At 60.4% G+C, this 20,926-nt stretch carries 22 protein-coding genes and 1 other RNA gene; 12 read left to right on the top strand and 11 right to left on the bottom strand.

Annotated features, from left to right (window positions below; all coding sequences use genetic code 11):
• Positions 1 to 93 precede the first annotated feature (93 nt).
• The 4 genes from ACIQWP_RS12375 to ssrA form a co-directional block, all read right to left on the bottom strand.
• On the bottom strand, positions 94 to 306 hold the full coding sequence (locus ACIQWP_RS12375) for a ribbon-helix-helix domain-containing protein (protein ID WP_041677915.1): 213 nt from the start codon (positions 304 to 306) through the stop codon (positions 94 to 96).
• A 104-nt stretch (positions 307 to 410) separates the two neighbouring features.
• The gene (locus ACIQWP_RS12370; RefSeq protein ID WP_402787079.1) at positions 411 to 605 is read right to left on the bottom strand and encodes a DUF4169 family protein; all 195 of its coding nucleotides are present in this window, start codon (positions 603 to 605) and stop codon (positions 411 to 413) included.
• Between the two features lie 56 nt (positions 606 to 661).
• Positions 662 to 1,174, bottom strand: coding sequence for an SspB family protein (locus ACIQWP_RS12365; protein WP_402787585.1), 513 nt, complete (start codon positions 1,172 to 1,174; stop codon positions 662 to 664).
• Between the two features lie 118 nt (positions 1,175 to 1,292).
• Positions 1,293 to 1,663, bottom strand: a transfer-messenger RNA (tmRNA) gene (gene ssrA / locus ACIQWP_RS12360).
• Positions 1,664 to 1,863: 200 nt separating this feature from the next.
• Between ssrA and ACIQWP_RS12355 the strand changes: the two genes are divergently transcribed.
• The gene (locus ACIQWP_RS12355; RefSeq protein WP_402787076.1) at positions 1,864 to 2,784 is read left to right on the top strand and encodes a thymidylate synthase; all 921 of its coding nucleotides are present in this window, start codon (positions 1,864 to 1,866) and stop codon (positions 2,782 to 2,784) included.
• On the opposite strand, the gene ACIQWP_RS12350 is transcribed toward ACIQWP_RS12355, so the two are convergent.
• Together ACIQWP_RS12350 and ACIQWP_RS12345 are read right to left on the bottom strand one after the other, a co-directional pair.
• Positions 2,781 to 3,227, bottom strand: coding sequence for a DMT family transporter (locus ACIQWP_RS12350; protein ID WP_402787073.1), 447 nt, complete (start codon positions 3,225 to 3,227; stop codon positions 2,781 to 2,783). The two genes, ACIQWP_RS12355 and ACIQWP_RS12350, sit on opposite strands and share 4 nt — an antisense overlap.
• Positions 3,228 to 3,240: 13 nt before the next feature.
• The gene (locus ACIQWP_RS12345) at positions 3,241 to 3,768 is read right to left on the bottom strand and encodes a GNAT family N-acetyltransferase (RefSeq protein WP_402787070.1); all 528 of its coding nucleotides are present in this window, start codon (positions 3,766 to 3,768) and stop codon (positions 3,241 to 3,243) included.
• A 301-nt stretch (positions 3,769 to 4,069) separates the two neighbouring features.
• Between ACIQWP_RS12345 and ACIQWP_RS12340 the strand changes: the two genes are divergently transcribed.
• The 6 genes from ACIQWP_RS12340 to ACIQWP_RS12315 all read left to right on the top strand — a co-directional run bounded on the left by ACIQWP_RS12340 (position 4,070) and on the right by ACIQWP_RS12315 (position 10,367).
• A complete protein-coding gene (locus ACIQWP_RS12340; protein ID WP_402787067.1) occupies positions 4,070 to 4,636 on the top strand; it encodes a helix-turn-helix domain-containing protein in 567 nt (188 codons plus the stop codon).
• A 102-nt stretch (positions 4,637 to 4,738) separates the two neighbouring features.
• Complete coding sequence (locus ACIQWP_RS12335; RefSeq protein WP_402787064.1) at positions 4,739 to 5,590, top strand: DUF1932 domain-containing protein; 852 nt, start codon at positions 4,739 to 4,741, stop codon at positions 5,588 to 5,590.
• 105 nt (positions 5,591 to 5,695) lie between these two features.
• On the top strand, positions 5,696 to 6,214 hold the full coding sequence (locus ACIQWP_RS12330; RefSeq protein WP_402787061.1) for a dihydrofolate reductase: 519 nt from the start codon (positions 5,696 to 5,698) through the stop codon (positions 6,212 to 6,214).
• A 177-nt stretch (positions 6,215 to 6,391) separates the two neighbouring features.
• A complete protein-coding gene (gene hflK / locus ACIQWP_RS12325) occupies positions 6,392 to 7,519 on the top strand; it encodes an FtsH protease activity modulator HflK (RefSeq protein ID WP_402787058.1) in 1,128 nt (375 codons plus the stop codon).
• Complete coding sequence (hflC, locus tag ACIQWP_RS12320) at positions 7,519 to 8,457, top strand: protease modulator HflC (RefSeq protein ID WP_402787055.1); 939 nt, start codon at positions 7,519 to 7,521, stop codon at positions 8,455 to 8,457. The genes hflK and hflC overlap by 1 nt, the downstream gene beginning before the upstream one ends.
• 194 nt (positions 8,458 to 8,651) lie before the next feature.
• Positions 8,652 to 10,367 (top strand): DegQ family serine endoprotease, encoded by a 1,716-nt coding sequence (locus tag ACIQWP_RS12315; protein ID WP_402787052.1) that lies wholly within the window; start codon positions 8,652 to 8,654, stop codon positions 10,365 to 10,367.
• 3 nt (positions 10,368 to 10,370) lie between these two features.
• Here the strand turns inward: ACIQWP_RS12315 and ACIQWP_RS12310 are convergent, their stop codons facing one another.
• Genes ACIQWP_RS12310 through serB form a run of 3 tightly spaced genes read right to left on the bottom strand, consistent with a single transcriptional unit; the run spans position 10,371 to position 12,432 of the window.
• On the bottom strand, positions 10,371 to 10,949 hold the full coding sequence (locus tag ACIQWP_RS12310; protein WP_402787049.1) for a GNAT family N-acetyltransferase: 579 nt from the start codon (positions 10,947 to 10,949) through the stop codon (positions 10,371 to 10,373).
• Complete coding sequence (locus ACIQWP_RS12305) at positions 10,946 to 11,509, bottom strand: GNAT family N-acetyltransferase (RefSeq protein WP_402787046.1); 564 nt, start codon at positions 11,507 to 11,509, stop codon at positions 10,946 to 10,948. Before ACIQWP_RS12305 ends, ACIQWP_RS12310 begins: the two co-directional genes overlap by 4 nt.
• Before the next feature lie 32 nt (positions 11,510 to 11,541).
• Complete coding sequence (gene serB / locus ACIQWP_RS12300; protein ID WP_402787043.1) at positions 11,542 to 12,432, bottom strand: phosphoserine phosphatase SerB; 891 nt, start codon at positions 12,430 to 12,432, stop codon at positions 11,542 to 11,544.
• Between the two features lie 13 nt (positions 12,433 to 12,445).
• On the opposite strand from serB, the gene miaA reads away from it, so the two are divergent.
• Positions 12,446 to 13,327 carry a tRNA (adenosine(37)-N6)-dimethylallyltransferase MiaA gene (gene miaA / locus ACIQWP_RS12295; RefSeq protein WP_402787040.1) on the top strand — a complete coding sequence of 294 codons (882 nt, stop codon included), beginning with the start codon at positions 12,446 to 12,448 and terminating at the stop codon, positions 13,325 to 13,327.
• 9 nt (positions 13,328 to 13,336) lie between these two features.
• On the opposite strand, the gene ACIQWP_RS12290 is transcribed toward miaA, so the two are convergent.
• Entirely contained in the window at positions 13,337 to 15,355 is a 2,019-nt protein-coding gene (locus tag ACIQWP_RS12290) for an ATP-binding protein (protein WP_402787037.1), read from the bottom strand.
• 328 nt (positions 15,356 to 15,683) lie between these two features.
• On the opposite strand from ACIQWP_RS12290, the gene ACIQWP_RS12285 reads away from it, so the two are divergent.
• From ACIQWP_RS12285 to ACIQWP_RS12275, 3 genes are all read left to right on the top strand, one after another.
• Complete coding sequence (locus ACIQWP_RS12285) at positions 15,684 to 17,477, top strand: acetolactate synthase 3 large subunit (protein WP_402787034.1); 1,794 nt, start codon at positions 15,684 to 15,686, stop codon at positions 17,475 to 17,477.
• An 85-nt stretch (positions 17,478 to 17,562) separates the two neighbouring features.
• Positions 17,563 to 18,135, top strand: coding sequence for an acetolactate synthase small subunit (gene ilvN / locus ACIQWP_RS12280; RefSeq protein ID WP_004115886.1), 573 nt, complete (start codon positions 17,563 to 17,565; stop codon positions 18,133 to 18,135).
• A gap of 98 nt (positions 18,136 to 18,233) precedes the next feature.
• Entirely contained in the window at positions 18,234 to 19,265 is a 1,032-nt protein-coding gene (locus ACIQWP_RS12275; RefSeq protein ID WP_402787029.1) for a capsular biosynthesis protein, read from the top strand.
• Between the two features lie 2 nt (positions 19,266 to 19,267).
• On the opposite strand, the gene ACIQWP_RS12270 is transcribed toward ACIQWP_RS12275, so the two are convergent.
• Positions 19,268 to 20,113, bottom strand: coding sequence for an aldo/keto reductase (locus tag ACIQWP_RS12270; RefSeq protein ID WP_402787027.1), 846 nt, complete (start codon positions 20,111 to 20,113; stop codon positions 19,268 to 19,270).
• A 208-nt stretch (positions 20,114 to 20,321) separates the two neighbouring features.
• On the opposite strand from ACIQWP_RS12270, the gene ACIQWP_RS12265 reads away from it, so the two are divergent.
• Positions 20,322 to 20,915 carry a LysE family translocator gene (locus ACIQWP_RS12265; RefSeq protein WP_402787023.1) on the top strand — a complete coding sequence of 198 codons (594 nt, stop codon included), beginning with the start codon at positions 20,322 to 20,324 and terminating at the stop codon, positions 20,913 to 20,915.
• Positions 20,916 to 20,926 lie beyond the last annotated feature (11 nt).

Below are 20,926 nucleotides of genomic sequence, written 5' to 3'. Positions count from 1 at the left end.
CTGGGCACCCAATAGGCTGGGCAATCGCGAACCGATCCATATTGGGTGGGTGAAGCGTGCTCGCGATGGAGTCGTGAGCCCCCGTGCAACTCGTCAGTTGCGATCCTTCAGCCATTTGAGGACATAAAGACGGAGAGCGGAGGAGAGGTTGCTGCCGGCCTCGCGCCCGTCGTCGATCTCGGAGATCAGCGCTGCGAGCGACGTGCCACGCGCATTGGCGATAGCCTTCAGTTCTGTCCAGAAGGCATCCTCAAGGGAAAAGCTCGTGCGATGGCCATGCAGCGTCGCGGAATGTTTACGGATCATCGGCGGATCGATCAAAAATCGGAAATGGAGGGATATTTACGAAAGTGATTCAAAATGCGGAAGTAAGCAACTGATTTCTGAAGTTTTTTATCTGAAGGCCGAAACTAGTCTTCGGTCTTCTCGGTCTCGATTCGACCCGCATCATGCGCCTTTGCGGTCTTTTCGTTGAGCGCCGTCGTCAGGTTCTTCTCAGCCTTGGTTCGCCCGAAGGCGATGCGGTTCTGCTCCGCCTGCTTTTCCTTGTCCGAGCGGGCCTGCTTCTTGCGAAACTGGCGCAGATTGACGATTTCCGCGCTCATCGAGCTCTTCCTGTTACCGATGTGGAAAGGGGAGGCAGATGCTCCCCCCAATATGGCTACTGCTTCTTGCGGAACGAGTCGAGGGAGACGACTGAGCCCGGCTTCTTTTCCTCGCCTTCCTTGGCTGCCGGAGCCGGCGCTTCCTCGCCTTCGACAGGCACCGGATAGGCAGTGATCTCGCCGGAGGTGGTTTCCTCCTCGTCGTCGGCCAAAGGCACGTCGAACTCCAGTTCGAAATTGACTGAGGGGTCGTAGAAACCGCGGATCGCATTGAACGGGACGACCAGCTTTTCCGGAACGTCGGAGAAGGACAGGCCGATCTCGAACAGGCTCTCGGTGATTTTCAGGTCCCAGAACTGGTGCTGGATGACGATGGTCATCTGCTCGGGATACTTCGCCTTGAGGTGCTGCGAAATACGCACGCCGGCAGCGCCTGTCAGAAATGTGATGAAGAAATGGTGGTCGCCGGGCAGGCGGCCTGAGGCGCCGACCTCGGTCAACACCTTGCGGATGACTCCACGCAGGGCGTCCTGTGCCAAAATGTCGTAGCGGATATGATCCTGCCCCATGCTTTCCTGTCTTTCGTTGGCCATGTTTTTTATAGGCTTATGCCACGCTGAACGCCGCGGGAAAAGCCCTGTGCGCGAGTCACCGCATGTCGATCTATAATATAGCACTGGAGAAGAAGGTGAAGGCTTCTGTTGCCAGGTGCCTTCGAACCCCGCCTAAGAGTGCGACCCCTTAGGACTTTATTTGAAGTGTCACACCGCGATTAAGCAGCGAGACGAGCTTCCGCATAGTTGTCGTTTGCAACTACAATTTTAGCCCGATAACGGCGGTACAATGCCGAGCAAAAAGTCGATCTTTACACCCTTGTCGATCCTGTTTCGCCCCCATCAAAAGCCGGTCTGACGCAAGTTCTGCCGGCCGGTTTTTGGTGGAGGCGCCGGGTACCGCCCCCGGGTCCAATAGGTTTATTACACCGCTCATTTATCGCCATAGCCGGCCCGAAGACCGGCATGGGTGATATAGTGTTTTCCGCGGGCGAAGGGAAGGGCAATTGTCACAAATGCTTCGCCGAAACATCGGTTTGCCATGCAGACCTAGCAGATTTATCCGAATTACCTTCCGCCACGGTTGGTTTCGCGCCCACTTGTCATTAAAATCGCAAAAAAGGAATCGGCCGGGCACGCGGCGGCAGTTTGCCGTTTGCGGCATCCGTGCCGCCCGGAAAATTCAAGCAATTTCGGAGCGGAAGATGGCTCGTCACCCGGAGTACCAATATCTCGACCTGATGGCGCACCTGCTGGAGCATGGCGATCGCCGGATCGACCGCACCGGCGTCGGCACCCTGAGCGGCCTCGGCGCGATGATGCGCTTCGATCTCTCCAAGGGACAGATCCCGATCTTCACCACCAAGCGCGTCTATTGGAAGCTTGCCGTCAAGGAGATGCTCTGGTTCCTGACCGGCGACACCAATATCCGCAATCTCCTCAAGGAGAATGTGCGGATCTGGACCGATTGGCCGCTGGCGAAATATCGCAAGGCAACGGGCGAGGATATCGATCAGCTTGCCTTCGAGAAGCGCGTCCTCGAGGACGAGGCTTTCGCGCTCAAGTGGGGCGATCTCGGCCCGGTCTATGGCAAGCAATGGCGGCAATGGCGCGATGCCGAGGGCCGGGTGCATGACCAGGTCGCCTCGGTCATCAAGGACCTCAAGACCAATCCCAGCAGCCGCCGCATGATCTTCCACGCCTGGAATGTCGGCGAACTTGCCGATATGGCACTGCATCCCTGCCATATGGTCTATCAGTTTCACGTATCGAACATCTCGGCTGAGGGGGGGAAGCGTCCGCGTCTCAGCCTGATGGTCTTCCAGCGCTCGTGCGACCTGTTTCTGGGTAATCCCTTCAATATCTGCCAGCAGGCAGCCTTGCTGGCTATGGTCGCGCAGCAGGTCGATATGGATATGGGAGAGCTGGTCTGGTCGGGTGGCGACGTGCATCTTTATCTCAACCATCTGGATGCGATCCGCGAGCAGCTCAGCCGCGAACCGAGGCCGTTCCCGACGCTGCGTCTGCTTCGCCGTCCCGACAGTATCGACGATTATCGCATCGAGGATTTCGAGGTTCTGGGCTACGAGCCGCATGCCGCGATCGCGGCGGAAGTCGCGGTTTAGGCTGTAGTTCGGCCGGCAACGAGCGCGGCGCCGGCGACGAGCAGCAATGCTCCGACAAGCTGCCACACACTGAGACCGGCAGTCGCCTTTCCGGAGATGGCGGCATCGAAGGCGAGGCCAGCCAACAACTGGCTGGCGACGAGCACCGCGATGGTGGGTGCTGCGCCAAGGCGCTGATATCCGAGAATGCCGGCAAAGACGAAGAACGAGCCGAGCAAGCCCGGCAGCAGGGCCCATGGCCTGATGGCGCCGGCCGCTTCCGCAAGTCCGCCGAGGCCATTGCGGGAAATCAGGATCACAAGCAGCGCCGTCAGGCCGACTGAGGAGTTGATGACGAGCGTGATGAGTACGGTCGACACCGACTGAGTGATCCGCACCATCAATGCGTTCTGCAGAACCAGCGATATGCCGGCGAGAATGAGCGTTGCCACCGTGATCGGCATGATGTCAGCACTTTCAGGCGGTCGGTTTGGAAGCAGGATCTGTGCGCTGATCGAGCAGAAGCTGCAGAAAGGCGAGATCGAGCCAGCGCCCGAATTTCGTGCCGACTTGCGGCAGAAGGCCGACCTGCTGGAAGCCGAGCTTCTCATGCAGCCGGATCGAGGCCTCATTGCCGGCCTCGATGCCCGCGACCATCGCATGTTTTCCGATCACCCGGGCGCGTTCGATCAGCGCGATCATGAGCGCCTTGCCGATGCCGCCGCGATATTGATCGTTGCGGACGTAGACGGAGTGCTCGACCGTGTGACGATAGCCGTCGAAGGCGCGCCAGTCGCCGAACGAGGCATAGCCGATCACGTCGCCGTCGTCGTCGGTTGCCACCAGGACCGGATAGCCGAGCTTGTGCCGATCCTGCAGCCACTGGCTGCGATTGGCGATATCCACTTTGGTCTCGTTCCAGATGGCGGCGGTATTGACGACGGCATCGTTATAGATTGCGGTTATTCCCGCCAGATCCTCATCTCTCGCATCGCGAATTTGCATCGGTGGCTCCGTGGGCTATCCACTCAATTGGATGTATAGGCGGTTTGTCGTTCCAGCCTGTCATACACCGATTTTCATATCTGTCCACTATATTATTACATAAATCCAATAGACCGAAGGTGGTGCGAGAGGCCCATATCATCACGGTTTTGATGAAGTATCGTACATTGCCTGATCGCTATACGGCTTCCTTAGTGGAGATTTTGGTGGCTTCCTGCATCGCTGGGATTTGCGTGAAGCAATCTTTCGAAGGTTCCCTGCATCGATTGTCACTCCTGTAATTGTCCACTATAGTAAAACGATGTCGCAACTTGATGATATCGATAGGCGCATCGGCGCACGCATTCGCATCGAACGGGAGAGCCGGGGCTGGTCGCTGACGGAACTGGCCGAGCGCTCCGCCGTGTCCCGTGCCATGATCCACAAGATCGAGCGCGGCGAGAGCAGCCCGACGGCAGCGCTGCTCGGCAAGCTTTCCGGCGCCTTCAGCTTGAGCATGTCGACCTTGATGGCGCGCGCGGAGATGCAGCAGGGACGGTTTCTCCGGAGGGAAGAGCAACCTGTCTGGGTCGATCCGCAGACAGGCTACGAGCGCCGGCACGTTTCCCCGAAGTCCGATCTGCCACTGGATCTCGTCCGAATCGAATTGCCGGCGGGGGCGGAAGTGCCCATGCCCGCATCGGCTTACGCTTTCATGCGGCAGCTCATCTGGGTACTGGAGGGGCGGCTGACCTTTCTCGAAGGAGCTGTCAGGCACTTGATGTCTGCGGGCGATTGTCTCGAGCTCGGTCCGCCGACGGATTGCGTCTTCAGCAATGAAAGCCAGGAGCCGTGTATCTACGCCGTCCTCGTGCTTCGCAATGCATGAAGGATGGCGCTAAACTTAGCGTTACCGCGTGGCATTCCGCTCGTCCGGCCGGGAGATAGGCGATATGCTGGTCTCTCCCCTATGCGGAGAAGGAGATCGGCCATGGAAATCGCAGTCATCGGAGCCGGTGCGATGGGGAGTGCCATCGCTCGGCGTTTGGTCGAACATGGGGTGAGGGTGGTCACCTATCTTGAGGGCCGTTCTGCTTCGACCGTCGAGCGGGCGAAAGCGGCGGGCATGGAGCCGGTCGGGTTGGACGTTATCGCGGCGTCGCGTCTCATTCTTTCGATCGTTCCGCCTGCTGAGGCCGTCGCCGTCGCCGAGCAGGTTGCCGCTGAATTGCGTCGGAGCGGTATCCGGACGACGTTCATGGACTGCAACGCGATTTCGCCGAAGACCATGACTGCGGTCGCGGCGATCTTCGGACGTGATTGCGGGGTAGTCCTCGACGGCTCGATCATCGGCGGTCCGCCGAAGCCAGGCCAGAAGGGACCGAAGCTCTATGTCAGCGGCGACGCAGCCAATGACAGCGGCGTGCTTGCGGATCATGGACTTCAGGTCCGCCGCATCGACGGGGCGATCGGTGCGGCCTCGGCGTTAAAGATGTGTTACGCCGGCATCAACAAGGGCGTGACCGGCCTCGGCACCGCCATGCTGCTTGCCGCGATCCGTTCCGGCGCCGATGCGGCCCTGAAACGTGAGCTTCAGGAAAGCCTGCCGGATCTCGATGCAAAATTTGTCCATGGTATTCCAGACATGTATCCCAAAGCCTATCGCTGGGTCGCGGAAATGGAGGAGATTTCCGAGTTCCTCGGCGAGGACGATCCTGCCGCCCTGATCTTCAAGGGCATGGCCAGGCTCTATCGGGAGATGGCCAGGGATCGGGAAGATGGAGGTCTGCTGGCTGGCCAGCTCGACAAATTGAATAGCGGCACTTTGAATAGCGGCACTTGATGCAGGGCCGCAACAAATGCCTTCGACCTCCCCTCACGGCCATCATGATATAAAGTCATCGGGCCGACTCGCATTGATGTCGGTGACGTAGACTGAGGGAGACGCATGACCCAGCCGATCAAGACCATCGTCGTTGCCGTATCGCGCAACGGCATCATCGGGCGCGAAGGCGATATGCCCTGGCGGCTGTCATCCGATCTCAAGCGCTTCAAGGCGATGACCCTGGGCAAGCCCGTGATCATGGGCCGCAAGACATTCCAATCGATCGGCAAGCCGTTGCCCGGCCGGCCAAACGTCGTCATCAGCCGCGATACCGGGTTCTCGGCCGAGGGGATAACGGTGGCGCATTCGCTTGATGAGGCGATCGAGGTTGCGTCGCGTTTCGCAGAAGAGAGCAATGTCGATGAAATCTGCATCCTCGGCGGCGGTGAAATCTATCGGCAGGCGATCGGCCTATCCGACCGATTGCTGATTACCCATGTCGAGGCGGATGTAGAAGGCGATACTTCGTTTCCAAAGATCGATCCGGGCATCTGGCAGGCGGATAGCGAGCTTGCCGTGCCGGCGGGAGAAAAGGATACCTATCCGACGCGTTTCGTTCGCTACTTCAGGCGAAAAGCATAAAAGCTGTCCCCGAAAAGCAAATATTTTCCAATGAATCCGACGAACTTCCTGAAGTCGCGTTGAAAGCAGGTGCTTCGATACCTATAACGGGAAACAATCGCTGCCGCCTGCGGATCTCGAGCCAAGAATTCCGCGGTTTCGGCGCGATATCGGGAGTCAACAAACAAAGAGGTTTTGATGCCTTGGAGCAATCAGAATGGCGGCGGCGGTGGCCCATGGGGCGGCGGCGGCGGCGGTGGAAATAATCAGGGACCTTGGGGGCAAGGACCGAACCGGCCGCGGGGAAGCGGCAACGGAGGGCCTCCGGATCTTGAGGATATCATTCGCCGCGGCCAGGACCGGTTGAAGGGCTTCATGCCCGGCGGCTTCAACGGAGGCGTCGTCCTCATCATCATCGCGGTGATCGCCATCTTCTGGCTGATCCAGTGCATCTACACGGTGCAACCGGACGAGCGTGGCGTCGAGCTGCGCTTCGGCAAGCCGCGCCAGGAAGTCTCGATGCCTGGCCTGCACTTCCATATCTGGCCGATGGACCGCGTCGATTTCGTCAAGGTCACCGAGCAGCAGCGCAATATCGGCGGCCGCTCCACGCCTGGCTCGACCGCAGGCCTGATGCTGACGGGCGACCAGAACATCGTCAACGTGCAATTCTCGGTCCTCTATACCGTGACCAATCCGCAATCCTATCTGTTCAATCTCGAGACCCCCGACGAGACGCTGCAGCAGGTTGCCGAAAGCGCGATGCGCGAGGTCGTCGGTCGCCGTCCGGCTCAGGACATCTATCGTGACAAGCGTCAGGACATCGCGACCGAGGTCAGAAGCATCATCCAGGATACGATGGATCGCTATGGCGCCGGCATCTCCATCAATGCCGTACCGATCGAGGACGCAGCCCCGCCGCGCGAAGTGGCCGATGCGTTCGAAGAAGTGCAGCGTGCCGAGCAGAACGAAGACCAGCAGGTGGAAGAGGCTAATCAATATGCCAACCAGCGGCTCGGTCAGGCCCGCGGTCGCGCGGCCCAGGTCCGCGAAGAGGCGGCTGCCTACAAGGACCGCGTCGTCAAGGAAGCACAGGGTGAGGCGCAGCGCTTCATCTCGATCTACGACGAATACGTCAAGGCGCCGGAAGTGACGCGCAAGCGTCTGTTCCTCGAAACCATGGAGTCCGTCATCGGTAATTCCAACAGCATCATCATCGACGACAAGCAGGGCGTCGTGCCTTATCTGCCGCTGAACGAAATCGGCAAGCAGTCCACGACGCAGGCGGGCAGGCCCGCTGCTGCAACTCAGCCGGAGGCCAAATAATGACGTCCAGCCGTTTGCCAGCCATTCTCATCGCGCTCGCGGTAGTGCTGCTGCTTATTTATTCGTCGGTGTTCGTGGTCAATGCCCGTGAACAGGCGATCGTCCTGCGCTTCGGCCAGATCCGCGCGGTCAAGACGGAGCCGGGCCTCTATTTCAAGTTGCCCTTCGCCTTCATGGATGCCGATCGGGTCCAGTATATCCAGCGACAGGAGCTGCGTTTCGATCTGGACAATATCCGCGTCCAGGTCTCGGGCGGCAAGTTCTACGAAGTCGATGCCTTCGTCGTCTACAAGATTACCGATGCGAGCAAGTTCCGTGAGACCGTCTCCGGCGATCGCGACGCGGCGGAATCTCGTCTCAGGACCCGCCTCGATGCCGCTCTGCGTCGTGTCTATGGTCTGCGCGGTTTCGAAGCGGCGCTTTCCAACGAGCGTGCCGCGATGATGACGGAAGTGCGCAACGATCTGCATCGCGATGCAGAAACACTCGGTCTCAACATCGAGGACGTCCGCATCCGCCGTACAGACTTGTCTCAGGACGTGTCGCAAAACACTTACGACCGCATGAAGGCCGAGCGTTTGGCGGAGGCCGAATTGATCCGCGCTCGCGGTAACGAAGAGGGCCAGCGCCGGCGTGCAGTTGCCGACCGCCAGGTTGTCGAGATCGTTGCCGATGCGCAGAAGGATTCGGAAGTGCTGCGCGGTGAAGGCGAAGCCGAGCGAAACGGCATCTTTGCCGATGCCTCCAAGCGCGATCCGAACTTCTATGAGTTCTATCGCTCGATGGCCGCCTACAACAAGGCTCTCGCCTCGGGTGGCAAGACGCTCGTCCTGCCGCCGAACCAGTCGGATTTCTTCAAGTTCTTCGACAGTCCTACGGGCACGGCACCCGCTTCGGGAGCTCCGGCGCTTGCCAACCCGACGCCGCCTGCGAACTAAGGCGTCGATTTTACGGAAACGGAAGGGCTGCCTCGGGGCGGCCCTTTTCTCTTAGGCGGACTGCATCAGCTGCAACCTGCAAGCATCGGCGGCGAGGAGGTCCGGGGATTTCGCAAAAAGGTGATTTCACGCTTCATCATTCCGCCTTATGTTGATGCTTATACAAGTTTTCCCTTTCTCTATGAGGATGCCTGATGGCTTCGACCAATCGCCTGCCTTTCGGCCGTTCGTTTGCCCTGCTCGCGAGCATTGCGCTGATTGCCGGCCCCGTTGTGGGCGTCACCGGACAGGCTGATGCGCAGACGCAGAACAGCGGTGCGGCCGCGGGTGCTCAGGCGCCGGCCTCGACAAACAATCAGACGCCGCCGGCAGCATCACCGACGATCACGACGAACCCGGCGATGAATGCCGGACCGGCGTCGGTCGCCGATCTTGCTTCCGGCTTGCTCGATGCGGTCGTCAACATTTCCACATCGCAGAAGGTCAAGGATGAAGGAAATGGCCCGGCGACGCCGAAGGTGCCGGATAACTCTCCCTACCAGGATGAGTTCAACGATTTCTTCAACAACAAGAAAGATAACGACAGCAATCGCAAGGTGAGCTCGCTCGGCTCCGGTTTCGTCATCGACCCCACCGGCTACATCGTCACCAACAATCACGTCATCGAGGGCGCCGACGATATCGAGGTGATCTTCCCGAACGGCACGAAGCTGAAGGCCAAGCTGATCGGTACGGATACGAAGACCGATCTTTCGGTCCTCAAGGTCGAGCCGAAGCATCCGCTGACGGCTGTCAAGTTCGGCGATTCCTCCAAGATGCGGATCGGCGACTGGGTTATGGCGATCGGTAATCCCTTCGGCCTCGGCGGCTCGGTCACCATCGGCATTGTCTCGGCGCGCGGCCGCAACATCAATGCCGGCCCCTACGACAATTTCATCCAGACGGATGCGGCGATCAACAAGGGCAATTCCGGCGGTCCGCTCTTCAACATGAAGGGTGAGGTGATCGGCATCAACACGGCGATCATCTCGCCGAGCGGCGGCTCGATCGGCATCGGCTTTGCCGTGCCGTCCGAGCTGGCGGAAGGCGTCGTCAATCAGCTCCGGGACTTCGGCGAGACGCGCCGCGGCTGGCTCGGCGTGCGTATTCAGCCGGTAACGGACGATGTCGCCAACAGCCTCGGTCTTGCCGAAGCCAAGGGCGCGCTCGTCGCCGGCGTCATCAAGGGCGGTCCCGTCGACAACGGCTCGATCAAGGCGGGCGACGTCATCCTGAAATTCGACGGCAAGGATGTGGACGAGATGCGCGATCTGCCGCGCGTCGTCGCCGAAAGCCCGGTCGGCAAGGCAGTCGATGTCGTCATTTACCGCGATGGCAAGCAGCAGACCGTCAAGGTGACGCTCGGCCGACTGGAGGACAGCGATCAGGCGGCGGCAGCAAGCACCGACAAGAACAAGAAGCCGCAGCTTGCGCCTGACGACAAGGGCAGCGGCGATGGCGTCATCAACCCCGACCAGGGAGACGATGGCAATGATGACAGCATGGACGACGGGCAGGATCAGGGCGGCGATCCGCAGCAATCGCCGCAGGCTCAGCCGCCTGTTCAGGCGACGTCGAACATACTCGGCATGAAGCTTTCGACGCTGACTGCGGAGAACCGCAAGAGCTTCGGCATTGCCGACAGCGTCGATGGAGTCGTCATCACCGAAGTGGCACCCGGTTCGGCCGCGGCGGAAAAGGGGTTGAAGCCCGGTGACGTCATCGTCGAGGTCGCGCAGGAATTCGTCCAGACCCCGAGCGCTGCTTCGGAAAAGGTGGCTTCGCTGAAGCGCGAGGGACGTCGCAACGCGCAGATGATGATCGCATCTCCGAACGGTGACTTGCGCTTTATCGCCGTCGCGCTGGAGTAGAATTCAGCTTTCGGTTCGACTTGCCTGCTGCGCCCGCCATTCGGCGGCGCGCAGGCGATGGACGACGTGACGCTTCAGATGCGGATGCGTCTCCGGAATTTGCGGATGGTCAAAATCGCGGGCCGGATCGGGGTGCATGCCGATCTTGCGCATCACTGCGAGCGCGCGCCTGTTGTCATGCACCGCGACCGAGAGGATTTCTTCAAGGTTCAAAACGGTGAAGGCGTGACGCATAAGAGCCGCACCTGCTTCGGTCGCATAGCCGTTCCCCCAATGGCGCACCGAGAGCCGCCAGCCGATCTCCACGGCATCTCTGGGCAAGTGAGGATCGAGCCTTATCCTGGACAGCCCCGAGAAACCGATTGGCTCGCCGCTATGCTTCAAGACTAGAACCAGAAACTCGAATCCGGGTTCGGAGATGAGGTTCTGGATCACGGTGAAGATGGCGTCGGCAGCTTCACGGCTGCGGCTGAAGGGAAAGAATTCGAGAACGGCCGGATCGGAGCTCAGCTCGTAAAACAGCTGGCGATCCTCTTCCGCGCATGGCCGCAGGATCAGCCGGGGCGTTTCGATCGGGATCATTGCCGGGAGCGCCACTCGGCTGATGTCAGGCGGTAGAGGACATGGCGCTGCAGATGGGGATGGGTGTCGGGAACGTTGGGGTGATTGAAATCGCCGCCCTCGACGCGGTGCATGCCGATCCGCCCCATCACGGCGGTTGATCTGACATTGTCATGCACGGCGAAGGAGACGATTTGATCCAGATCGAGCTTGCCGAAGCCGTGAGCAAGAAGCGTTCGCGCCGCTTCGCTGACCAGTCCCTTGCCCCAGTACCGCGCCACCAGCCGCCAGCCGATCTCGATCGTTCCGACCGGAACGAATGGCTCCAGATGATCGGTACGCATTAGCCCGCAATAGCCGATTGCCTCGCCGCTTTCCTTCAGCTCCAGCACGTAGAGGCCGAGCCCAGTTTCGGCGATCATCGACTGAACGCGATCGAAGAACGCGTCCGCTTCCGCACGATTGCGGCGGAACGGGAAGAACTCCATGACCGCTTCGTCGGAATTGATCTCATAGGCCAGGTCGCGGTCCGTCTCGCGCCAGTTGCGGATGATGAGGCGGTCGGTTTCGGTAATGATCATTTGTGGCCTCGATTCCGGTAGTTGATGCCAGCCTATGGTTTGATGAAGTCGGTCTTGCGATAGCCCTGGATGTAGAGCAAGGCGGTGAGGTCGCTGTGGTCGATGCGCATCCTGGCCTGTGCGGAAACCGTCGGCTTGGCGTGGAGCGCAACACCGGAGCCGGCGAGCTGAAGCATGCCGAGATCATTGGCGCCGTCGCCCACAGCCAGGGCGTCATCAGCGGAAATGCCGAGCTTTGCGGCGATATCGTTCAGCGCATCCACTTTTGCCTGCTTGCCGAGGATCGGCTCCTCGACGAGGCCGGTCAGGATACCGTTTTCTTCCAGCAGAATATTGGCGCGGTCTTCATCGAAGCCGAGGGTCGCGCCGATGCGGCTGGTGAAGACGGTGAAGCCGCCGGAAACGAGGGCGGCGTAATAGCCCTTCGCCTTCATGGTGGCGATGAGCTCGGGGCCGCCCGGCGTCAGCGTGATGCGCTTGGCGATGACGTCGTCGACGACGGAAATCGGCAGCCCCTTCAGCAGAGCGACGCGCTCGCGCAGGGCCGGTTCGAAGGCGATTTCGCCGTTCATGGCGCGCGCGGTGATGTCGGCCACTTTATCCTTGAGCCCGACTTCGGCGGCGAGCTCGTCGATGCACTCCTGGCCGATCATGGTGGAGTCCATGTCGGCAATCAGCAGCTTCTTGCGGCGGGTATCGGCTTCCTGGATCACCAGATCGATCGGCGCAGTGCCGATCACCGCCTGGATATTGGCTTCAGCGGCCTTGAGGTCCGTATCGTCGCGAAGTGCGATATCGCAGGCGATGCCGTCGGCCAGCCAATAGAGGCCGGACGCTTTGACGGCATCGGCCGCCTGTTCAGCGATGGCCGGAACAAGAACGGGGTTTGACGGATTGGCAATAAGCGTGGCAACGAAGGCCATGAGCAGAAACCCTATGAGCAATATCGACGCGATCCTGATAACCGGGCCGACAGCCAGCGGCAAGTCCGCGCTGGCGGTTGAATTGGCGCGTTCACATAATGGAGTCGTCATCAATGCCGACAGCATGCAGGTCTATGACACGCTGCGCGTGCTGACCGCGCGGCCCGACGAGGCCGACATGGAAGGCATTCCGCACCTTCTTTATGGTCATGTACCCGCGGGCCAGGCCTATTCCTCAGGCATCTGGCTGCGCGAGGCCGGCGCATTGGTGGAGCGTCTACGCGGCGAGGGAGGAATGCCTATCTTCGTCGGCGGCACTGGCCTCTATTTCAAGGCGCTGACCGGCGGACTTTCCGACATGCCGGAAATTCCGCCTGATATCCGCGATCGGCTTCGTGCCCGTTTGCTGGCGGAAGGGCCGGAAGCGCTGCATCGCGAACTTGCGGAGCGCGACGGTGCGGTTGCCGAAAGTCTGAATCCGCAGGATGGGCAGCGCATCGTTCGCGCGCTCGAGCTGATCGAAGCGACAGGCCAGTCTATCGCCGCTTTTCAGGGCAAGACCGGGCCAATGGTCGTCGATCCGGACCATGCGCGAAAGATCGTGGTATTGCCCGAGCGCGCCGTCCTGCACGAGCGCATCAACAGCCGCTTTGAAAAGATGCTGGCGATGGGAGCTGAGGCGGAGGTCCGGGCTCTATTGGCGCTGGACCTGCCGCCGGAATTGCCCGTCATGAAGGCGATTGGCGTGGCGCAGATCACCGCGATGCTCAAAGGCGAGATGACACGCGCCGAGGTCATCGAAACCGGAGCGGCGGCAACGCGACAATATGCCAAGCGGCAAATGACCTGGTTCCGCAACCAGATGGACGAGAGCTGGGAGCGTTTGAGCCCCTAGTTCGAGGCGTCAGTCCTTGTCGTAGAGACTGCTCAAGGGCTTTTTCAGAATGCTGTCCCGCAATGACGTGCCGGATTCCCGCCGCAGCGATGGGGAGGCTTCCCTTGTCGGTGCCGGGCGTGCGCCTGCGTCGTCGCTGCGGAATTCGCGACGCAGGTCTGTAAGTCTGCTGTCGATCGACGTTTGCATCGGGGCTGCAGTCTGGGCTGCTGCGGCGCGGGGCAGCATGTCGGGGCGATAGGGTTCTATTGATGGCGAATTCGGTTCCGCCGCACCTTGTATCATCCGGGTGAGAGACAGGCCGTCGAATTCATCACCGAGTTCCGTTGCGGTGCCATTGCTCTGTTGCAGGGCGCTGATATCGGGGCCTGAAATCGAGCGCATGCGGCTGATGATCGTGCGTAGATCGACCGTGTCGGGCGAGTCCTCGCTGGCTTTCGCGACGCTGCCGCTGGCTTTTGGCAACAAATGACGTTCAACCTGGGAAAAGCGCATCCGCATCGGGACCGCGATGGCCTCGCCGAAGGCGATGGCTTCGCCGTTGCCGATCGATGACAGAAAGCTGGTCGTCGAGATCGAGGAGTTCGGAATGGCCGAACGGATGATTTCCTGGTCGCGGTCGTTGGCGAGACGCATGGCGAAGAGAGTCGAGCATTGCGAGAGGATCGTCTGGTCCAGTTCTCCGGGGCGCTGGGTGATGATGCCAAGCGATACCCCGTATTTGCGGCCTTCCTTGGCGATGCGGGCGATGGCCTGCCGCGTCGGGAGGAAGCCGAGCGTCGGGTCAGCGGGGATATAGCGGTGCGCTTCCTCGCAGACGACGAGCATATGGATAGCGCCGTCGCTCCAGAGCGCCAGCTCAAACGCCATGCGGCAAAGGACGGAGGCGACGGAGTTGATGACTTCCGAGGGAATGCCGGCGAGCTGGAAGGTGCAGATCGGCTTGCCGTCGCCCGGAATGCGGAAGATCTTGGCGATGGTCTCCATGATCGTATCGGTGATCGTATTGTTGGAGAACATGAAGTGATAGCGCGGATCGTTGATCGCCGAGATGATGCGCATCTTCAGGGAGCGCAGATGCGGTTTTTCCTGGCGGCCTTCGAGGCGGCCGATGCGTTCGTCGATCAGCGCCAGCAGATCGGCCATACGGTAAGGGACCGGCGTATCCGCCGTGACGGAGGACTTTTCCGTCTGGCGGCGCATCAGGCTTGAATCGCTGCCGCGAAAGGCGCGCCTCGCGTCGGGGATGAGGTCGCGCAGCGCGTCCATCTCTTCCGGGACCGCCGGGCGGCCGCGGAAGACGACTTCGCTGAATTCGTCCAGCCGCATCAGCCAGAAGGGCAGATCGAGCGTATCGGTGTCGATGACGACGGCGTGCCGGGGAAAGGCGGCGGCGAACTCGTTGTGCGGATCGAGGATTAGCACGCGCAATTTGGGATCGGTGCTGATCGCCTTGTGCAGCAGCAGCGAGACGGCGGTTGATTTGCCGACGCCGGTCGAGCCGACGACGGCGAAATGCTTCGACAACATCGAGGGAATATGGATGGCGGCGTCGATGCTTTCGTCCTGCGTCAGCTTGCCGATGACGCAGCTGCTGCCCTTGCCGGCATCGAAAATACGCATGAGGTCGGCAGCACGAATGCGATGCGCAATGGCGCCGAGATAGGGATAGGCCGATATGCCGCTCGAAAACTCCTCGCGACCATCAGGTTCGACGCGGACTTCGCCCAACAGTTCGACTTCGATGCGGAAGAGATTGTCCTGCCCTTCGCCCCAGCCGACGCTTTGGGTATTCATCGCATAGACGAGGGCGGCCACGCGGTTCGATCCGACGCTGATGGAAATCAGTCTGCCGACCGACCAGAGTTCGGTCAGATCCGTGCCGCCTGCCTCGGCGACGGCGGCGATTGTCGCGCGCGAGCCGTTGCACGCGACAACGCGGCCAAGGAAGCGATTTCCCGGCTTCAGCCTGTCGCGGCGATCAAAATCTCCAGCGTTGCCGGACGTCTGCAGATCATTGTTCAGCAAACAGCTACCCCAACCATTAGATGTCGGAGCATAGAGACGCTGGCTTAACAAAATCCTGTCTGCCACCCACGCTTTTTATGCGGTTGTGATGCGGCCGCGATTTTTTATTGCTTCACGCGTTGACGCTTCGAAATTTTCTGTCTATCACTTCGGCCCATGAAAAACTCGATCATTCTTATCGTGGTGGGAAGGCGCATGGGCAGGATGGTGTAACCATCCGGCGATAGCCACCCATGCGCTAGATGACAGGCTCCCCAAGGGGCCTTTTTTTATGCCCGAAATCGAGATTTCATCCTTCCAAACCTCCAGTAGACAGCGGAACAAACGTATGACCGGCACAGATAATCAGGCGAGCGGCAATCGAATGACAGGCGCGGAGATCGTGTTGCGGGCGCTCAAGGACAACGGCGTCGAACACATCTTCGGTTATCCGGGCGGCGCTGTGCTTCCGATCTACGACGAGATTTTCCAGCAGGACGATATCCAGCACATTCTGGTTCGCCACGAGCAGGGCGCCGGCCACGCGGCCGAAGGCTATGCCCGCTCCACCGGCAAGGTCGGCGTCATGCTGGTCACCTCCGGTCCCGGCGCGACGAATGCCGTCACGCCGCTGCAGGATGCCTTGATGGACTCGATCCCGCTGGTCTGCCTGACCGGCCAGGTTCCGACCTCGCTGATCGGCTCGGACGCTTTCCAGGAATGCGACACGGTCGGCATCACGCGGCCCTGCACCAAGCACAACTGGCTGGTCAAGGACGTCAACCAGCTCGCCGCCGTCATTCATGAAGCCTTCCGCATCGCGCAATCAGGCCGTCCCGGTCCTGTCGTCGTCGATATTCCTAAGGATGTTCAGTTCGCCACCGGCACCTATACGCCGCCGGAAGCGCATGATGCGCAGAAGAGCTATCAGCCGAAGGTTCAGGGCGATCTCAACAAGATCACCCAGGCGATCGAGTTGATGAAGAATGCACGCCAGCCAGTCATCTATTCCGGTGGCGGCGTCGTCAATTCTGGTCCGGAAGCCTGCAAGCTGCTGCGCGAACTGGTCGAGTTGACCGGCTTCCCGATCACCTCGACGCTGATGGGCCTCGGCGCCTATCCGGCGTCCGGCAAGAGCTGGCTCGGCATGCTGGGTATGCACGGCTCCTACGAGGCCAATATGGCGATGCATGATTGCGACGTCATGGTCTGCATCGGTGCGCGCTTCGACGACCGCATTACCGGCCGCCTGAATGCCTTCTCGCCGAATTCGAAGAAGATCCACATCGACATCGATCCGTCGTCGATCAACAAGAACGTTCACGTCGACATCGGCATCCTCGGCGATGTCGGCAATGTTCTGGAAGACATGGTTCGCCTGTGGCGGGCGCTGCCGCAGAAGCCTGCCGCGGAGCGTCTCGACGACTGGTGGGGGAACATCGCCCGCTGGCGTGCGCGCAATTCCTTCGCCTACAAGCCGAGCAGCGATGTCATCATGCCGCAATATGCGATCCAGCGGCTCTACGAGCTGACGAAGCATCGCGACACCTACATCACGACGGAAGTCGGCCAGCACCAGATGTGGGCTGCGCAGTTCTACGGCTTCGAGCAGCCGAACCGCTGGATGACCTCGGGCGGCCTCGGCACAATGGGCTACGGCCTGCCTGCCGCGCTCGGCGTACAGATCGCCCATCCGGAAAGCCTGGTCATCGACATTGCCGGTGATGCCTCGATCCAGATGTGCATTCAGGAAATGTCGGCGGCGATCCAGCACAATGCGCCGATCAAGATCTTCATCCTGAACAACCAATATATGGGCATGGTACGCCAGTGGCAGCAGCTGCTGCACGGCAACCGCCTGTCCAATTCCTACACCGAAGCGATGCCTGATTTCGTCAAGCTGGCCGAGGCCTATGGGGCAGTCGGCCTGCGCTGTGAAAAGCCTGATGATCTCGACGCAATGATCCAGGAGATGATCGACGTCGACAAGCCGGTCATTTTCGATTGCCGCGTCGCCAATCTCGCCAACTGCTTCCCGATGATCCCCTCGGGCAAGGCGCATAACGAGATGCTGCTGCCGGACGAAGCCACCGATGAGGTCGTTGCCAACGCCATCGACGCCAAGGGTCGCCAGCTGGTTTGATCGATAGCCGGGGCGCGGCATAAGCTGCGTCCCGGTCGATCCCGCTGGCAGACCGAACAAGAACCGAGGAAACGGAACAAGGACAATGAACGCACACCTTCAACCCACGGGCTCCGCCTATTTCATTTCGCCGGAAACCGCGGCGGCGGAGAGCCACACGCTTTCAGTACTGGTCGACAACGAACCCGGCGTTCTCGCCCGCGTCATCGGCCTTTTCTCCGGCCGGGGCTACAACATCGAAAGCCTTACCGTCTCGGAGACGGAGCATCAGGCGCATCTGTCGCGCATCACGATCGTCACGCGCGGCACGCCGCAGGTGCTGGAACAGATCAAGGCGCAGCTTGAGCGCATCGTGCCCGTTCACCGCGTGGTGGATCTGACGGTACGCGCCCGTGAACTCGGCCAGGAACGGCCGATCGAGCGCGAAGTGGCGCTGCTGAAGGTGACCGGAAGCGGCGAGACCCGCGCCGAAACGCTGCGGCTGGCCGATGCCTTCCACGCCAAGGTGGTGGATGCGACCGTCGAGCATTTCATCTTAGAGATCACCGGCAAGTCCTCGAAGATCGATCAGTTCATCGCCATCATCAAGCCGCTCGGCCTCATCGAAGTCTGCCGCACCGGCATAGCTGCGATGAACCGCGGCTCGCAGGGGATGTAAGAGCCTCTTGCCCTTGTCGTTGACCGGTCAGTGGGCGTCGCTTAGCTTCTGCGACGCCCGACCTGGATCGGTGGCCTTATTTGCAGCGGAGGATGAAGGTGGCAGTCATTGCCGGCGAGACTTTGCCTGAGATCGGTGGAAAGCCGTGGCATCCGCCTGATGATATGCGTCTCGGTGCTGCGTTTTTCGTCCGCGGCGATTTTCCCTGGCTTGGGCATTATTTCGGCGAGCAGAAGCTGGCATCGATCCTTTCTCCCGACATCGGCGGCATCGTTTCCTGGGGCGGCCGTGCCCCGGCCAAGATAGCGGGCAGGATCGCTCGCTTCCGCCGATTGCGGCACTGGCATCTGGAGGACGGCTTCCTGCGGTCCACGGGGTTGGGCAAGGCCGGCGCCATTCCGCTTTCCATCGTCATCGACGATTTGGGTCTGCCCGTCGATGCAGGCCAGCCGTCGCGGCTTGAACGGCTCATAGAAGGAGCCGGGGAGACGAGAGAGCAGGGCGGCGCCATCCGCGAGCAGATCGTTCTCAACAAGCTTTCGAAATACAATCATCTTCCGCATCGGCAGCCCAATATCGAGCGGACGGCAAAGCGGCGCATTCTCTTGGTCGATCAGGTCGTCGGTGACATCTCAGTCGGCAGAGCGCTCGGCTCAAAGGCCTCCTTCGAGACGATGCTGGCCGATGGGCTGGCGAGCGATGCGCAATGCCTCATCCGTACCCATCCGGATGTCATGGCCGGGATTCGTAAGGGGTACCTTACGGATGGCGCTTCGAAAGGTAATGCAATCCTTGTCGGTGACGAGGTGTCGGTGGCGTCGATCCTCGAAGTCGTCGATGAAGTCTGGACGGTTTCCAGCCAATTCGGCTTCGATGCGTTGCTGCGCGGCATTCCGGTTCGCTGCTATGCCGCGCCCTTTTATGCGGGCTGGGGCGTGACCGAGGATCGTTTCGGCGTCTACACCAAGGCCGCGCTTGCCGGGCGGCGGACGAAGCTGCGGACGGTCGACCAGATCGCCGCTGCCGCCTTTTCGCTTTACCCGACCTATCGCGATCCTGCCGACTGGCGGGAGATCGACGTCTTCCGGGCGATCGAGCTGATCGTCGCGCAGCAGAAGGCCGCTGCCTGAACCTATAGCATGTCCAGCGGCTTCTTTCGCGATGGCGGCGGGAAGGCGGCGTCGAGGACTGCCCAATCCTCGTCAGTCATGTCGATATCTATGGAGTCGCGGTTTTCCTCGATGCGTTGCGGGTTCGATGATTTCGGAATCGATATCACGCCGTCGCGCTCCAGCAGAAAGGCGAGTGCGATCTGGGCAGGTGTCGCCTGATAGGTCTTGGCGATGCGGATCAGCTCGGGGTGATGGAGCAGGCGGCCTTGTTCGATCGGCGAATAGGCCATGATCGGAATGCTGCGCTCCTGGCACCAGGGCAGCAGGTCATATTCGATGCCGCGCCGGGACAGATTGTAGAGCACCTGATTGACGGCGACATTGCCGCCATTCGGGACTGAAAGGAGCTCATCCATATCATCAACGTCGAAATTGGACACACCCCAGGCTTCGATCTTGCCGGCCGCCTTCAGGCTCTCGAAGGCTTCAACCGTCTCCTCGAGCGGATGATTGCCGCGCCAATGCAGCAGATAGAGGTCGATACGATCGGTATTCAGGCGCCTCAGGCTGCGTTCGCAGGCCTCGATCGCGCCTTGGCGGCTGGCGTTGGCGGGATAGACCTTGCTGACGAGGAAGACCTCGTCGCGGCGGCCTTCGATCGCTTTGCCGACCACCTCCTCGGAACCGCCATCGGCATACATTTCGGCCGTGTCGATCAGCGTCATGCCGAGATCGAGGCCGGTCTTGAGGCTGGCGATCTCGTCCCTGGCGGTCGCGGCATTCTCCCCCATGTTCCACGTTCCCTGGCCGAGTGCCGGAACCATGATGCCGGAAGGGAGGGTGACGGTGGGAATGGGCTCGCGCATTGTCTGTCCTCGCTGCAGAAAACCGAAGGATAAGGGCATTCAATCGGATTTCAATCGACATCCGTCATGTCACGGTGACAATCATCCTATGGCTTTCGTATGGCCGGCGAACTAATGTTGCACGGATATGCGCCGTCACATTTCTGTGCGCATGAAGAAGAATTTTGGATGCCGCTCTTTGTCACAATACGGTGTCCTGGGAGGCATCATGGCGCTGGATACATTTCTGGCTCTTTTACTTTTCGCGTTCACCACATCGATCACTCCAGGCCCGAACAACATGATGCTGTTTGCGTCCGGCGTGAATTTTGGTTTCCGGCGCACCATTCCGCACATGCTCGGCATTGGAGTCGGCTTTTTTGTGCTGCTGATTGCCGTGGGATTGGGATTGGGGGCGCTTCTGCACACGGTGCCGTTACTCTACACCGTGCTGAAATTTGCCGGCGGTGCCTATCTCATCTGGATTGCCTGGAAGATCGGAACATCGCGCAGCCTGAGCGAGGCGGAAAGCGATGCGCAACCGATGAGCTTCATCAGTGCCGCCGCGTTCCAATGGGTCAATCCCAAGGCGTGGGTGATGGCCGTCACCGCCATGGCGACTTACACCAACGAGCAGCTCTATCTCTTCACGGTTCTCCTCGTCGGCTTCGCGTTTGCCGCCGTGAACGTGCCGAGCGTATCGACCTGGGCCGGCTTCGGCTCTGTTCTGCGCGATTGGCTGTCCGATCCCATCAGGCTTAAATGGTTCAATATAACCATGGCCGCCCTGCTGGTGCTCAGTCTCTGGCCGATGCTAAAGTAGCGTTCAAGAGA

Source organism: Rhizobium sp. NPDC090279, assembly GCF_044769665.1.
Lineage (GTDB): Bacteria > Pseudomonadota > Alphaproteobacteria > Rhizobiales > Rhizobiaceae > Rhizobium.
The sequence above is the reverse complement of the archived record's forward strand: the minus strand, read 5'-3'. Positions and strand labels throughout refer to the sequence as shown.